This window comes from Vogesella urethralis (genome assembly GCF_007644045.2).
In the GTDB taxonomy this organism is placed as follows: domain Bacteria; phylum Pseudomonadota; class Gammaproteobacteria; order Burkholderiales; family Chromobacteriaceae; genus Vogesella; species Vogesella urethralis.
Genome location: NZ_VMDW02000066.1, coordinates 18,946 through 31,572, shown reverse-complemented (window position 1 = coordinate 31,572; position 12,627 = coordinate 18,946). Strand labels below are relative to the sequence as shown.

Here is a 12,627-nt window from a genome sequence, read left to right as displayed (position 1 = left end):
CATGCTGCAACGCCTTGCCCTCTACCTGCTGGCTGCGCTGGCCGGCGCCAGCACGGTACTGGCCTTTGCGCCGCACCGCCTGTACTGGGTAGCGCTGCTGGCGCTGACCGTGCTGGTACTGCTGTTGCAACGTTGGCCACAACGCGCGTTCGGCATCGGCTGGAGCTGGGGCGTGGCCGCCTATACCAGCCAGTTTTACTGGATCTACATCAGCCTGCACGATATCGCCGGCATGCCGGCCTTGCTAGCGGGTGCCATGACGCTGCTGCTGCCGATGTACCTGGCGCTGTACCCGGGCCTGGCCAGCTGGCTGAGCGTACGCATGCACGACCGGCCCGCCGTGCGCTGGCTGCTGCTGTTCCCTGCGGCCTGGACGCTGGGCGAATGGCTGCGCAGCTGGGTCATGACCGGCTTCCCCTGGGGCGCCATCGGCTATAGCCAGATTACCGAAAGCCCACTGTCCGGCCTGGCGCCGGTAGGCGGCATTCACGCCGTCACGCTGGCGGTCGCCCTCAGCGCCGGCATCCTGGGGCTGCTGCCCCAAGCTGGCTTGCAGACCGCGCGCCGTGCCGCGCTGGGCAGCTTGTTGCTGGCCTTGTGGGGCAGCGGGGCCTGGCTGCAACAGCAAAGCTGGACCACACCGGCCGGCCCGGCCATGCGGGTGGCGCTGCTGCAAGGCAATATCCCGCAAGCGCTAAAGTGGGACCCGGCCACCTTCGACTTTACCCTGGCCACCTACTACCGCATGGTGGTGCAAGCCCCCGCCGCCGACATGACCTTGTTGCCGGAGACGGCGCTGCCGGTTTTTCTGGACGACCTGCCCTCCGGCTACCTGACCATGGTCAACGGCGTGGCCGACCGCAAACGCACCACGCTAGTCACCGGCATTCCACGCCGCACTCCCGACGGCCGCGGCTACCTCAACGCCGTCATCGCGTTGAACCAGCCGACGCAGGACTACTATGCGAAGAATCATCTGGTGCCGTTTGGCGAGTTTATCCCGCTGCCAGCCATCACCGGCTGGCTGTACCGCTTCATGAACATGCCATTGGCCGGCTTTACGCCTGGCGGTGACAATCAGGCTCCCCTCACGGTCGGGCAGCAAAAAGTAGCATTCAACATCTGCTATGAAGACGGCTTTGGCGAAGAACTGATCGGCCCGGCGGCTAACGCCACCATACTGGCCAACGTCAGCAACCTGGCCTGGTTCGGCAAGAGCCACGCCATGAGCCAGCACCTGCAGCTGTCGCAGGCGCGGGCACTGGAAACCGGCCGCCCCATGCTGCGCGCCACCAATACCGGCATGACCGCCGCCATCGACCATCGCGGCGAACTGATCGCCGCTGCCGCGCCAGACACCCGCCAGACGCTGCTGGCCACGGTACAGGGGCACAGCGGGCTTACGCCCTATATGCGCCACGGCAACGCGCCGGTGCTGCTGCTATGCGTGGCACTGTTGGTACTCGCCGGCGGCTGGGGCTGGTGGCGGCAGCGCACGACTGGCTCGCAGTAAAACACACAGCCTACACATCCAAACCCGTAACACACAAAAGGTTGGCCGCACGCCCTGTGACAGGCAATGCGGCCAACATTTGCAGCTTGGACGTGACCGCGCAGCTTGCAGCCACTGGCACGGGAAGCGGCTATACCTGGAAGCGGGATACCATGGCGCGCAAGCGCTGGGTCAGCTCGTTCAACTCGCCAATTGCCTGTGACGACTGGCTGGAGGCTGCCGCGTTACTGGAAGCCGCCTGGGCAATCTGCTCCACATTCCGCGTAATCTCCTCGCTGGCGTGGCCCTGCTCGGCCAAGGCCTGCGAAATGTCTTTCACCACCCCCACCACACCATTGGCGCTATCGCGGATCTGGTGAATCGCCTCGCCGCCCTGTTCGGCCAGCGCCAGGCCGGCTTTGACGCGGGTAACCGCCTCTTCCATATTGCGGCGCGACGCTTCGGAGCCATCCTGGATCTCGTCTATCATGCCGGCAATTTCCTGGGTGGCGGCAGCGGTGCGTTCCGACAGCTTGCGTACCTCGTCGGCCACCACGGCAAAGCCACGGCCCATCTCGCCCGCCCGCGCCGCCTCAATGGCGGCGTTCAACGCCAGCAGGTTAGTCTGGTCGGCGATGTCCTTGATCACCTGCATGATGGTAGAAATGGTCTGTGTCTTGCTCACCAGATCGCCAATGGTGCCGGCGGCCTGATCCACCGCGCCATTGATGCGCTGCATCTCGGTTACCGCACTGGCGATCACTTCGCCGCCCTGATTGGACAGCTGCCCGGAGCGGGCAGACACCTCACGCGCATGCTCGGCCAGGTCGGCAATCTGCTTGATGCTGGCGGTCATCTGTTCGATGGAGGCCGCCATTTCGGTGGCGGCGTGGCTTTGCTGGTCGGAACTGCTGGCAACCGCAGCGGCTGTACCCGCAATGTTACCTGCCATACCACTAAGCGTCTGGCTGCTACCAGCAATCCCGCCCACCAGTTCCCGCAAGTGTTGTTGCATATTGGCCACCGCAGCCAACAGGCTGTCGGTATCCCCTGCAGCAACCGGCACCTGCACGTGCAGATCCCCCTGAGCGATACGATGCACTACGTCGCGCGTCAGGGCAGGTTCGCCGCCCAGCTGTTGCATGACGTTGCGTCGGATCAGGTAGCCCACCACGATCACGATCGCAATCGCCAGCAGCACTTCGGCGACCAACACATAAGCCTGGCGCAGGAAGCCGCTTTGCACATCATCAAGATAAATACCGGTCCCTAATACCCAGCCCCACTTCGGACTGCTCATCAGATAGGAAACCTTGTCTTGCGGCGTATCAAAGCCTGGTTTATCCCACACATACTCGACCATGCCTTTGCCACCTCCCTGTTGCAAGGCCGTGGCGAACAGCGGCTGCAGCGGCTGACCGGCTGCATCCTTTACCGTGCTCAGGTTCTTGCCGATCATGGCGGCTTTGGCGCCATGCGCCACCCAGTTCCATTCGCGATCGAAGGCAAAGAAATATTCACGCTCGTCGTAGCGCATCGCATTCAGGACGGCTGCCGCCTGCTGTTTGGCAACCGGCTCACTCAGTTGGCCACTGGCCGCCTTGTCTTCGTACGCTTTCACTACCGTCAGCGCCGACTCCACCAGGTTACGCACCTTGTCATGGCGGTCTTTCAGCATGGTCTCACGCTCGTGCACCAAAGACAGCGCACCCAGAATACAGAGAATGAGCGCGACCAATACCACCTGAAACTGCAGCCTGCGTTTCAGGGACAAACCTGCCTTGTTTTGCATTCCATCACTCCCGTGCAGCATTTTTATCGAGTCAGGCGGCTGAAAACCGCTTATTTGTACCAAGCAATTTAAACTGCACGGGAGCGCTTGTCATGCCCTTAAACAAAAAAACCCGACACAAAGTCGGGTTTAATGCACCAAACAAGGGTTATCCCTGCACCAGCAACGTGCTTTTACCATAGCAACAGCGGCAACGGACACGAAAAGTCGCAGACATGAAAAAAGCCAGCCCTAAGGCTGGCTTTCTCGAGAGGGCAACTGATTACTCAGCAGCTTCTTCCACAACTACTTCACCTTCCGGACGGTCCACCAGTTCAACCAGTGCCATCGGAGCGTTGTCGCCCTGACGGAAACCGTACTTCAGGATACGCACGTAACCGCCGTTACGGGCAGCGTAACGCGGGCCCAGAACGTCGAACAGTTTTACAACCATTTCGCGGTCGCGAGTGCGGTCGAAAGCCAGACGACGGTTAGCCAGGGACGGCTTCTTACCCAGGGTAATCAGCGGCTCGGCTACGCGGCGCAGTTCTTTGGCCTTCGGCAGGGTGGTCACGATGACTTCGTGACGGAGCAGCGAGTTCGCCATGTTGCGAAGCATCGCCAGGCGATGGCTGCTCGTGCGGTTCAGTTTACGATTGCTATTACGATGACGCATTGTAGTGTCCTTTTATCCCAAACTTACGGCTTCTCGAGACCAGCCGGCGGCCAGTTTTCGAGTTTCATGCCGAGTGTCAGGCCTTTAGAAGCGAGAACTTCCTTGATCTCGTTCAGCGACTTACGACCAAGGTTCGGGGTCTTCAGCAGCTCGGTTTCCGTACGCTGAATCAGATCACCGATGTAGTAAATGTTCTCGGCCTTCAGACAATTGGCGGAACGAACAGTAAGTTCGAGATCATCGACCGGACGCAGCAAGATCGGATCGATCGGCGGCGCCTTCTCAACGACTTCCTCAACTGCTGTACCTTGCAGGTCTGCAAAGATCGACAGCTGATCTACCAGGATGCGGGCCGCCAGGCGTACCGCTTCTTCCGGTTCGATCACACCGTTGGTCTCGATGTCCAGTACCAGACGATCCAGGTCGGTACGTTGTTCTACACGGGCGCTTTCAACATTGAAGCTGACGCGGCGCACCGGGGAGAAGGAAGCATCAAGCTGGATGGTGCCAATCGCACGATTGTCGTCATGGTTGACGCGGGAAGCTACCGGCTGGTAGCCACGGCCCTTCTCAACCTTGATTTCCATATCGATTTTACCGCCAGCGGACAGATAGCAGATAACGTGATCAGGGTTGATCACTTCTACATCGTGCGGCAGTTCGATGTCACCAGCCAGGACAGGACCTTCACCCTCTTTCTTCAGAGAGAGGATCAGGCTGTCACGACCATGCAGCTTAAGCACTACGCCCTTCAGGTTCAGGAGGATGTCAACGACATCTTCCCGAACACCGTCAAGAGCGGAATACTCATGCAAAACGCCAGCGATTGTTACTTCGGTCGGAGCATAACCCGGCATGGACGAGAGCAGGATGCGACGCAGGGCGTTACCCAGAGTGTGGGCGTAGCCTCGCTCGAACGGCTCCATCGACACACGAGCATGCGTAGCCGAAACAGGCTGCACATCGATCAGTCGCGGTTTCAGAAATTCCGAAGCGCTGTTTTGCATAGTCATTCCTTAAGAGCTAGCGATTACTTGGAGTAGAATTCCACAACGAGTTGTTCGTTGATATCGCTAGACAACTCGGAACGCTCAGGAGCAGTTTTGAAGACACCTTCCATCTTCTTGGTGTCAACGGCAACCCAAGCCGGGAAGCCGATCTGCTCAGCCAAAGCCAGACCTTCTTGAATACGAACCTGTTTCTTGGCCTTTTCACGAACAGCAACCACATCACCAGCTTTAACCTGGTAAGACGGGATGTTCACTACAACGCCATTAACGGTGATCGCTTTGTGGCTAACCAGTTGGCGAGCTTCTGCGCGGGTAGAACCGAAGCCCATGCGATAAACAACGTTATCCAGACGAGCTTCCAGGATCTTCAGCAGGTTTTCACCAGTGGAGCCTTGGCGACGCGCAGCTTCTGCAAAGTATTTACGGAACTGACGCTCCATAACACCGTAGATGCGGCGTACTTTTTGTTTTTCACGCAGTTGAACACCGAAGTCCGACAGACGGGTGTTCTTAGCGCCGTGCTGGCCAGGTGCGGTATCCAGTTTGCACTTGGTATCCAGTGCACGACGGGCGCTCTTCAGGAAGAGATCGGTCCCTTCGCGACGAGCCAGTTTACATTTAGGGCCGGTGTAACGTGCCATTTCTCAGACTCTCCGAAATTAGATACGACGTTTTTTGGGAGGACGGCAGCCGTTGTGCGGAACGGGCGTCACGTCGGAGATGCTGGTCACTTTGAAACCCAGCGCATTCAGGGCGCGAACAGAAGACTCACGACCCGGGCCTGGGCCCTTGATGCGTACTTCCAGGTTCTTAACACCGTATTCTTGGGCAACTTTACCAGCGTGCTCTGCAGCTACCTGAGCGGCAAAGGGTGTACTTTTACGCGAGCCTTTAAAGCCAGCACCACCGGAGGTAGCCCAAGACAAAGCATTTCCCTGACGGTCAGTGATGGTAATGATGGTGTTATTGAAGGAAGCGTGCACGTGCACGATACCGTCGCTAACAGACTTGCGTACTTTTTTGCGTACACGGACAGCTGTGTTTGCTTTAGCCATTATCTGTGTTCCTTAAAATTACTTCTTACCGGCGATAGCCTTGCGCGGACCTTTGCGGGTACGGGCATTGGTACGAGTGCGCTGGCCACGGCACGGCAGACCACGACGATGGCGGAAACCACGATAGCAACCCATGTCCATCAGACGTTTGATGCTCATGGTAATTTCGCGACGCAGATCACCTTCAACGGTGAACTTGGCGACTTCTACACGCAGCGACTCCATCTCGGCTTCGGTCAGATCCTTCACTTTGGAGGAAGGATTGATACCAGCGGAAGCACAGATGAGCTTCGCGCGGGTAGCACCGATACCGTAGATAGCCTGCAGGCCGATAACAGCATGCGCATGATTGGGGATGTTTACCCCTGCAATACGGGCCATTCTCTTTCCTTAAGCCTTAAGCTTGAAAAGGTTGCGATTGTAACACGACAAAATCCGGCTAACAAATGTTAGCCTTGTTTTTGTTTGTGACGCGGATCAGTGCAGATCACTCGTACAACACGATTGCGACGAATGATTTTGCAGTTACGGCAAATTTTCTTTACCGAAGGTTGTACACGCATTTCAGTTCCTTTCTATCTGAAAAGAGCAAGTGCGATTACTTCGCACGGAACACGATACGGGCACGCGACAGGTCGTAAGGAGTCATTTCGACCGTGACCTTGTCGCCGGGCAAAATACGGATGTAGTGCATACGCATCTTGCCGGAGATGTGACCGAGAACAACGTGTCCATTTTCGAGCTTGACCCGGAAAGTTGCGTTAGGCAGCGTTTCCAGGACCTCGCCCTGCATCTGGATAGTATCTTCTTTCGCCATAAAGCCAGTTACCGTTTACCTTAGCGGCTGACGCCACTCTTGAAGTTAGCTTTCTTGAGCAGGCCCTCGTACTGATGGGAAAGAACATACGACTGTACTTGAGCCATGAAATCCATCGTTACCACCACCATAATCAGCAGCGATGTACCGCCGAAGTAGAAGGGAACGTTCCAGTTAAGAATAAGGAACTCAGGCATCAAGCAAACAAGTGTGATGTAGATCGCACCAATCAATGTGAGGCGGAGGATGATCTTCTCGATGTAACGGGAAGTCTGCTCACCCGGGCGGATGCCTGGGATGAAAGCCCCACTCTTCTTCAGGTTATCTGCCGTTTCCTTGGGGTTGAACACCAAGGCGGTATAGAAGTAACAGAAGAAAATGATTGCCGCAGCGTACAGCAGCACGTATACCGGCTGACCAGGATGCAGCTTGTCCGCAATGGACTTCAGCAGGCCCAGACCTTCGGTATTACCGAACCAACCCAAAACCGTTGCCGGGAACAGAATGATGCTCGAAGCAAAAATCGGCGGAATCACACCGGCCATGTTCAGCTTCAGCGGCATGTGGGTACTCTGACCCTGCATAACACGGTTGCCGACTTGACGCTTGGCGTAATTCACCAGAACTTTGCGCTGGCCACGTTCCACAAATACAACCAGGTAGGTTACCGCGATAACTGCCACAAACAGCGCAATTACCAGCAGGATAGGCAAGGAGCCTTGACTGGTCAGAGTCAGGGTCTTGCCGATCGCAGACGGAACACCTGCCGCAATACCGGCACAGATGATCAGGGAGATACCGTTACCCAAACCGCGTTCCGTAATCTGCTCACCGAGCCACATCAGGAACATGGTACCGGTTACCAGCGTGACAACTGTCGTTACATAGAACTCCAGCTGCGGCACAATAACCAGATTGGGTTGCTTAAACAGCATCACTGCGATACCAAAACTCTGAAAAGTTGCCAGAGCCAAGGTTGCATAGCGGGTGTACTGGGTTATTTTGCGACGTCCCGCATCGCCCTCTTTCTTCAGCTGTTTGAGCGTCGGCACGATTTCCGATGCCAACTGAAGAACGATGGACGCAGAGATGTACGGCATGATGCCAAGAGCAAACACCGTAAATCTCTGCAAGGCGCCCCCCGAGAACATGTTGAACATGTCCAGGAGGCCCGTTTGCGACGACTGGAACAACTTCGCTAGTTCTGCAGGATTGATGCCCGGCACAGGTACGTGAGCACCGATGCGGTAAACAATCAGCGCACCGACCAGAAACATGATACGGCGCTTGAGATCACCAAACTTGTTGGTGCTTCCAACTAGAGAAGTATTCGCCACGGATTGCGCCTTATTCTACGAAACTGCCACCAGCAGCTTCGATCGCAGCTTTAGCACCAGCGGTAGCAGTAACGCCACGCAGGGTGAAGGCACGATCAACAGTACCGGACAGGATCAGCTTGGCGCCCAGAGCTTGAGCGTGTACCAGGCCAGCCTGTTTCAATGCCAGCAGGTCAACCTCGCCAACCGGCAGCAGCGCCAGTTCGGACAGGCGAACTTCAGCTACGTTGCCAGCAGTCAGCGACTTGAAGCCACGCTTCGGCAGGCGACGTTGCAGCGGCATTTGACCGCCTTCGAAGCCTACTTTATGGAAGCCACCAGCGCGGCTCTTCTGACCTTTGTGACCACGACCAGCGGTTTTACCCAGGCCGCTACCGATGCCACGGCCAACGCGACGCTTAGCGTGCTTGGCACCTGCGCCCGGCTTAATGGTATTCAGCAACATTTATCAGCCCTCGCTCTTAACCAGGTAGCTGATCTTGTTGATCATGCCACGGTTAGCTGCAGTGTCGATAACTTCAACGGTCTGATTGATTTTCTTCAGACCGAGACCACGTGCGCAAGCCTTGTGCGATTCAATACGACCAATCAGGCTCTTCACCAGAGTCACTTTGATGGTTTTGATATCACTCATGATCCGCCCCCAGGATTTGCTCCACGGTCAGACCACGCTTAGCAGCGATCTGGGCCGGAGTATGGATCTTGCTCAGGCCGTCCAGAGTTGCACGAACCACGTTGTACGGGTTGGTGGAACCGTGGATCTTGGCGGACACGTTGTGTACGCCCAGCGCTTCGAAAATTGCACGCATCGGACCACCGGCTTTAACACCGGCACCGTCTTTAGCGGGCTGCATGAACACGGTGGTAGCACCGTGCTTGCCTACAACTGCATGATGCAGGGTACCGTTTTTCAGCGGTACTTTGATCATGTTGCGACGAGCCTGTTCCATGCCCTTCTGTACAGCGGCAGGAACTTCTTTGGAACGGCCCTTACCCATGCCGATACCACCGTCGCCATCACCTACGACAGTCAGAGCCGAGAAGGCCATGATACGGCCACCCTTCACCACTTTGGTGACACGGTTTACGCCGATCATTTTCTCGATCAGACCATCGCCACGATCTTCGATCTCGTGCTTAGCCATTCTTAACTCCGATTAGAATACAAGACCGTTTTCACGGGCAGCGTCTGCCAGGGCCTTGATGCGACCATGGTATTTGAAGCCGGAACGATCAAATGCAACTTGACTAACGCCTGCAGCCTTGGCTTTTTCAGCGATTGCCTTGCCCACCACAACTGCGGCAGCAATGTTGCCACCGTTTGCAAGATTAGCGCGCACATCAGCTTCAAGACTGGAAGCACTTGCCAGAACGCGGCTACCAGTTTCGTCAATGACCTGAGCGTAAATGTGGCTATTAGTGCGGTATACGCACAGACGAGCCATCTTGAGCTCCGCAATGCGTGCACGGGTTTTGCGTGCGCGGCGGAGTCGAGTCTGTTTCTTGTCCATTTCAGTGCCTCAATTACTTCTTCTTGGTCTCTTTCAGAACCACCACTTCATCAGCGTAACGAACGCCCTTGCCTTTGTACGGCTCAGGGGAACGGTAAGCGCGGATTTCAGCAGCCACCTGGCCAACGCGCTGTTTGTCAGCGCCTTTGATCAGGATCTCGGTCTGAGTCGGCGTTTCACACTTAACGCCTTCCGGCATTTGGTGTACGACCGGGTGAGAGAAGCCAAGAGACAGGTTCAGGGCGTCACCTTGTGCCTGAGCACGGTAACCTACGCCTACCAGTTGCAGCTTCTTCTCGAAGCCTTTGCTAACGCCATTTACCATGTTGTTCAGCAGGGCACGCAGGGTGCCAGACATCGAACGGGCAAATTTGGAGTCATTGTTGGCCGCGAAAACCAGTTGGTTATCAACCAGTTTTACGTCAACGTCAGCAACCAGCGCAGTGCTCAGAGCGCCCAGCGGGCCCTTCACGGTCACTTCGCCAGCACCGAATTTAACTTCAACGCCTGCCGGGATAACCACGGGGTTTTTAGCTACGCGAGACATTACACCCTCCGATTAAGCCACGACGCAGAGCAGCTCACCGCCGATACCGGCAGCACGCGCTTTACGATCAGTCATTACGCCACGAGAGGTAGAAACGATGGTTACGCCCAGACCGTTCATTACCTTCGGGATCTCGGTGGAGCCCTTGTAAACGCGCAGGCCAGGACGGGAAACGCGCTCGATGCGCTCGATTACCGGACGACCAACGTAGTACTTCAGTTCCACTTCCAGAACCGGCTTCTTATCAGCTTCGGTTACGGAGAAGTTCTCGATATAGCCTTCATCCTTCAGGACCTGGGCGATCGCCACTTTCAGTTTCGACGACGGCATCGAAACAGAAGTCTTAGCAGCGCGCTGGCCGTTACGGATGCGGGTCAGCATATCGGAAATAGGATCTTGCATGCTCATTCTGTATCTCCTATTACCAGCTAGCTTTAACCACGCCCGGGATCTCGCCTTTCATAGCGATTTCACGGAGCTTGTTACGAGCCAGACCGAACTTGCGGAATACACCACGCGGACGACCGGTCAGGGCGCAACGACGACGCTGACGTACCGGGCTAGCGTTACGCGGCAGCTGCTGCAGCTTCAGACGAGCGGCAAAACGCTCTTCTTCAGACAGATTCGGGTTGTTGATGATGGCGAGAAGTTGCTCGCGCTTGCCGGCGTACTTAGCCACGAGCTTCGCGCGCTTCTCTTCGCGATTAATCAGTGCAAGAGTTGCCATTTGCTTAGCCCTTAAACGGGAATTTGAACGCAGCCAGCAGTGCGCGGGCTTCTTCGTCAGTCTTCGCGGTGGTGGTGATGGTAATGTTCATACCACGCAGAGCATCGATCTTGTCGTACTCGATTTCCGGGAAGATGATCTGTTCCTTAACGCCCATGTTGTAGTTACCGCGGCCGTCGAAGGACTTGGCGGAAACACCACGGAAGTCACGAACGCGCGGCAGCGAGATCGTCACCAGGCGGTCCAGGAATTCGTACATACGTTCACGGCGCAGGGTAACCTTGCAGCCAACCGGGTAGTTATCGCGAATTTTGAAGCCAGCGATGGACTTGCGGGCAGTGGTAACTACCGGCTTCTGACCGGCGATCTTTTCCAGATCACCTACAGCGTGGTCCATCACTTTTTTGTCGGCAACAGCTTCGCCAACACCCATGTTCAGGGTGATCTTCTCGATGCGCGGCACTTCCATGATGGACTTGTAGCCGAACTTTTCGATCAGCGCCGGAACAACGGTGCTTTTGTAGAAATCATACAAACGTGCCATTTTTGCTCCTTACGCGCCCACGATTTCGCCAGTGGACTTGAAGATGCGCACTTTTTTGCCATCTTCCAGCACTTTGAAACCTACGCGGTCAGCTTTCTGGGTTGCCGCGTTGAAAATAGCGACATTGGAAACATCCAGCGGCATGGTTTTTTCCACGATACCGCCAGCTACGCCGCGGACCGGGTTCGGCTTCTGGTGTTTTTTCACCAGGTTGATGCCTTCAACCACCACCTTGCCCTCGAGCACGCGCAGTACGGCACCACGTTTGCCTTTGTCTTTGCCGGTGATTACGACTACTTCGTCGCCTTTACGAATCTTACGCATGGGTACTCTCCTTACAGAACTTCAGGAGCCAGCGACACGATCTTCATGAAGCGCTCGGTACGCAGTTCACGCGTAACAGGCCCGAAGATACGAGTACCGATCGGCTCAAGCTTGTTGTTGAGCAGAACAGCCGCGTTGCTGTCAAATTTAATCAGAGAGCCATCAGGACGACGAACGCCTTTAGCGGTACGAACCACTACTGCGTTGTATACGTCACCCTTTTTGACACGACCACGGGGAGCAGCATCCTTGATGCTCACCTTGATGATGTCACCCACGCCGGCATAGCGACGCTTGGAGCCGCCCAACACTTTGATGCACATTACGGAACGCGCACCAGTGTTGTCTGCAACATCCAAAATGGACTGCATTTGAATCATGTTTGATTACCTTTCTATCCAACTTAATTCCGCCTCTTTCCCTCTCAAGATGAAGGAAACGCCGCAAAAATTGCGGCGTGTCTAGCGGCCAGTCTTGGACCCCGTCAGGGATGATTTCGGAGGAACCCCCGAAAACAACCATTATACAGAGGGGTTGCCCCCTCTGCAAGCATTACACTTGGCGAGCCTTCTCGACCAGTGCAGTGACAGCCCAAGTTTTTGTTTTGGAGAGCGGACGGGTCTCGCTGATGACGACGATGTCGCCAGCGCGGAACTCGTTGTTCTCGTCATGGGCATGAAACTTCTTGGAGCGACGGATCACTTTACCGTAGATCGGGTGCTTAACCTTGCGCTCTACCAGTACAGTAACGGTCTTGTCCATTTTGTCGCTGACTACTTTACCAGTCAGCGTACGAACCACTTTAGTTTCGCTCAT

The 12,627-nt window shown here is 56.0% G+C and carries 21 protein-coding genes; 1 reads left to right on the top strand and 20 read right to left on the bottom strand.

What is annotated here, in order from left to right; genetic code table 11:
• Nucleotide 1 precedes the first annotated feature (1 nt).
• The gene (lnt, locus tag FLQ03_RS05455) at nt 2-1,513 is read left to right on the top strand and encodes an apolipoprotein N-acyltransferase (protein WP_144372268.1); all 1,512 of its coding nucleotides are present in this window, start codon (nt 2-4) and stop codon (nt 1,511-1,513) included.
• A 130-nt stretch (nt 1,514-1,643) separates the two neighbouring features.
• Here lnt and FLQ03_RS05450 read toward each other — a convergent pair whose 3' ends face one another.
• The 20 genes from FLQ03_RS05450 to rpsQ form a co-directional block, all read right to left on the bottom strand.
• Complete coding sequence (locus tag FLQ03_RS05450) at nt 1,644-3,170, bottom strand: methyl-accepting chemotaxis protein (protein WP_240802203.1); 1,527 nt, start codon at nt 3,168-3,170, stop codon at nt 1,644-1,646.
• Between the two features lie 376 nt (nt 3,171-3,546).
• Nucleotides 3,547-3,939, bottom strand: a complete 393-nt coding sequence (gene rplQ / locus FLQ03_RS05445; protein ID WP_026107677.1) for a 50S ribosomal protein L17 — start codon at nt 3,937-3,939, stop codon at nt 3,547-3,549.
• A 23-nt stretch (nt 3,940-3,962) separates the two neighbouring features.
• On the bottom strand, nt 3,963-4,946 hold the full coding sequence (locus FLQ03_RS05440; protein ID WP_144372266.1) for a DNA-directed RNA polymerase subunit alpha: 984 nt from the start codon (nt 4,944-4,946) through the stop codon (nt 3,963-3,965).
• Nucleotides 4,947-4,969: 23 nt separating this feature from the next.
• Entirely contained in the window at nt 4,970-5,590 is a 621-nt protein-coding gene (rpsD, locus tag FLQ03_RS05435; protein WP_144372265.1) for a 30S ribosomal protein S4, read from the bottom strand.
• 18 nt (nt 5,591-5,608) lie between these two features.
• Nucleotides 5,609-6,004 carry a 30S ribosomal protein S11 gene (gene rpsK / locus FLQ03_RS05430; protein WP_017507353.1) on the bottom strand — a complete coding sequence of 132 codons (396 nt, stop codon included), beginning with the start codon at nt 6,002-6,004 and terminating at the stop codon, nt 5,609-5,611.
• A gap of 18 nt (nt 6,005-6,022) precedes the next feature.
• Nucleotides 6,023-6,385 carry a 30S ribosomal protein S13 gene (gene rpsM / locus FLQ03_RS05425; protein ID WP_144372264.1) on the bottom strand — a complete coding sequence of 121 codons (363 nt, stop codon included), beginning with the start codon at nt 6,383-6,385 and terminating at the stop codon, nt 6,023-6,025.
• Between the two features lie 68 nt (nt 6,386-6,453).
• Nucleotides 6,454-6,567 carry a 50S ribosomal protein L36 gene (gene rpmJ, locus FLQ03_RS05420; RefSeq protein ID WP_011137711.1) on the bottom strand — a complete coding sequence of 38 codons (114 nt, stop codon included), beginning with the start codon at nt 6,565-6,567 and terminating at the stop codon, nt 6,454-6,456.
• A 35-nt stretch (nt 6,568-6,602) separates the two neighbouring features.
• A complete protein-coding gene (gene infA, locus FLQ03_RS05415) occupies nt 6,603-6,821 on the bottom strand; it encodes a translation initiation factor IF-1 (protein ID WP_144372263.1) in 219 nt (72 codons plus the stop codon).
• A gap of 20 nt (nt 6,822-6,841) precedes the next feature.
• On the bottom strand, nt 6,842-8,158 hold the full coding sequence (secY, locus tag FLQ03_RS05410; RefSeq protein WP_144372262.1) for a preprotein translocase subunit SecY: 1,317 nt from the start codon (nt 8,156-8,158) through the stop codon (nt 6,842-6,844).
• Between the two features lie 10 nt (nt 8,159-8,168).
• Nucleotides 8,169-8,603, bottom strand: coding sequence for a 50S ribosomal protein L15 (rplO, locus tag FLQ03_RS05405; RefSeq protein ID WP_144372261.1), 435 nt, complete (start codon nt 8,601-8,603; stop codon nt 8,169-8,171).
• A 3-nt stretch (nt 8,604-8,606) separates the two neighbouring features.
• Nucleotides 8,607-8,792: a 50S ribosomal protein L30 gene (rpmD, locus tag FLQ03_RS05400; protein ID WP_017507358.1), complete on the bottom strand. Its 186-nt coding sequence runs from the start codon at nt 8,790-8,792 to the stop codon at nt 8,607-8,609.
• On the bottom strand, nt 8,785-9,303 hold the full coding sequence (gene rpsE, locus FLQ03_RS05395; RefSeq protein ID WP_144372260.1) for a 30S ribosomal protein S5: 519 nt from the start codon (nt 9,301-9,303) through the stop codon (nt 8,785-8,787). The genes rpmD and rpsE overlap by 8 nt, the downstream gene beginning before the upstream one ends.
• Nucleotides 9,304-9,315: 12 nt before the next feature.
• Nucleotides 9,316-9,669, bottom strand: a complete 354-nt coding sequence (gene rplR, locus FLQ03_RS05390; RefSeq protein WP_144372259.1) for a 50S ribosomal protein L18 — start codon at nt 9,667-9,669, stop codon at nt 9,316-9,318.
• Nucleotides 9,670-9,682: 13 nt separating this feature from the next.
• The gene (rplF, locus tag FLQ03_RS05385; protein ID WP_144372258.1) at nt 9,683-10,216 is read right to left on the bottom strand and encodes a 50S ribosomal protein L6; all 534 of its coding nucleotides are present in this window, start codon (nt 10,214-10,216) and stop codon (nt 9,683-9,685) included.
• Nucleotides 10,217-10,228: 12 nt separating this feature from the next.
• A complete protein-coding gene (rpsH, locus tag FLQ03_RS05380; RefSeq protein ID WP_144372257.1) occupies nt 10,229-10,624 on the bottom strand; it encodes a 30S ribosomal protein S8 in 396 nt (131 codons plus the stop codon).
• A gap of 13 nt (nt 10,625-10,637) precedes the next feature.
• Nucleotides 10,638-10,943 carry a 30S ribosomal protein S14 gene (rpsN, locus tag FLQ03_RS05375; protein WP_026107680.1) on the bottom strand — a complete coding sequence of 102 codons (306 nt, stop codon included), beginning with the start codon at nt 10,941-10,943 and terminating at the stop codon, nt 10,638-10,640.
• Nucleotides 10,944-10,947: 4 nt separating this feature from the next.
• A complete protein-coding gene (gene rplE / locus FLQ03_RS05370; protein WP_144372256.1) occupies nt 10,948-11,487 on the bottom strand; it encodes a 50S ribosomal protein L5 in 540 nt (179 codons plus the stop codon).
• Nucleotides 11,488-11,496: 9 nt separating this feature from the next.
• Nucleotides 11,497-11,811 (bottom strand): 50S ribosomal protein L24, encoded by a 315-nt coding sequence (gene rplX, locus FLQ03_RS05365; RefSeq protein ID WP_144372255.1) that lies wholly within the window; start codon nt 11,809-11,811, stop codon nt 11,497-11,499.
• Between the two features lie 11 nt (nt 11,812-11,822).
• Nucleotides 11,823-12,191, bottom strand: a complete 369-nt coding sequence (rplN, locus tag FLQ03_RS05360) for a 50S ribosomal protein L14 (RefSeq protein WP_017507366.1) — start codon at nt 12,189-12,191, stop codon at nt 11,823-11,825.
• Between the two features lie 172 nt (nt 12,192-12,363).
• Entirely contained in the window at nt 12,364-12,627 is a 264-nt protein-coding gene (gene rpsQ / locus FLQ03_RS05355) for a 30S ribosomal protein S17 (RefSeq protein WP_144372254.1), read from the bottom strand.

Excerpts from the sequence above, each read along its gene's own strand:
- rplR (WP_144372259.1), bottom strand. The coding sequence starts at position 9,669 with ATGGACAAGAAACAGACTCGACTCCGCCGCGCACGCAAAACCCGTGCA.
- rpsM (WP_144372264.1), bottom strand. The coding sequence starts at position 6,385 with ATGGCCCGTATTGCAGGGGTAAACATCCCCAATCATGCGCATGCTGTT.
- rpsD (WP_144372265.1), bottom strand. The coding sequence starts at position 5,590 with ATGGCACGTTACACCGGCCCTAAATGTAAACTGGCTCGTCGCGAAGGG.
- rpsQ (WP_144372254.1), bottom strand. The coding sequence starts at position 12,627 with ATGAGCGAAACTAAAGTGGTTCGTACGCTGACTGGTAAAGTAGTCAGC.
- rplO (WP_144372261.1), bottom strand. The coding sequence starts at position 8,603 with ATGTTGCTGAATACCATTAAGCCGGGCGCAGGTGCCAAGCACGCTAAG.
- FLQ03_RS05440 (WP_144372266.1), bottom strand. The coding sequence starts at position 4,946 with ATGCAAAACAGCGCTTCGGAATTTCTGAAACCGCGACTGATCGATGTG.
- rplF (WP_144372258.1), bottom strand. The coding sequence starts at position 10,216 with ATGTCTCGCGTAGCTAAAAACCCCGTGGTTATCCCGGCAGGCGTTGAA.
- rpsK (WP_017507353.1), bottom strand. The coding sequence starts at position 6,004 with ATGGCTAAAGCAAACACAGCTGTCCGTGTACGCAAAAAAGTACGCAAG.
- rpsH (WP_144372257.1), bottom strand. The coding sequence starts at position 10,624 with ATGAGCATGCAAGATCCTATTTCCGATATGCTGACCCGCATCCGTAAC.
- rplX (WP_144372255.1), bottom strand. The coding sequence starts at position 11,811 with ATGCGTAAGATTCGTAAAGGCGACGAAGTAGTCGTAATCACCGGCAAA.
- lnt (WP_144372268.1), top strand. The coding sequence starts at position 2 with ATGCTGCAACGCCTTGCCCTCTACCTGCTGGCTGCGCTGGCCGGCGCC.
- infA (WP_144372263.1), bottom strand. The coding sequence starts at position 6,821 with ATGGCGAAAGAAGATACTATCCAGATGCAGGGCGAGGTCCTGGAAACG.
- rplN (WP_017507366.1), bottom strand. The coding sequence starts at position 12,191 with ATGATTCAAATGCAGTCCATTTTGGATGTTGCAGACAACACTGGTGCG.
- rpmD (WP_017507358.1), bottom strand. The coding sequence starts at position 8,792 with ATGAGTGATATCAAAACCATCAAAGTGACTCTGGTGAAGAGCCTGATT.
- FLQ03_RS05450 (WP_240802203.1), bottom strand. The coding sequence starts at position 3,170 with ATGCTGAAAGACCGCCATGACAAGGTGCGTAACCTGGTGGAGTCGGCG.
- rpsN (WP_026107680.1), bottom strand. The coding sequence starts at position 10,943 with ATGGCAACTCTTGCACTGATTAATCGCGAAGAGAAGCGCGCGAAGCTC.
- rplE (WP_144372256.1), bottom strand. The coding sequence starts at position 11,487 with ATGGCACGTTTGTATGATTTCTACAAAAGCACCGTTGTTCCGGCGCTG.
- rplQ (WP_026107677.1), bottom strand. The coding sequence starts at position 3,939 with ATGCGTCATCGTAATAGCAATCGTAAACTGAACCGCACGAGCAGCCAT.
- rpsE (WP_144372260.1), bottom strand. The coding sequence starts at position 9,303 with ATGGCTAAGCACGAGATCGAAGATCGTGGCGATGGTCTGATCGAGAAA.
- rpmJ (WP_011137711.1), bottom strand. The coding sequence starts at position 6,567 with ATGCGTGTACAACCTTCGGTAAAGAAAATTTGCCGTAACTGCAAAATC.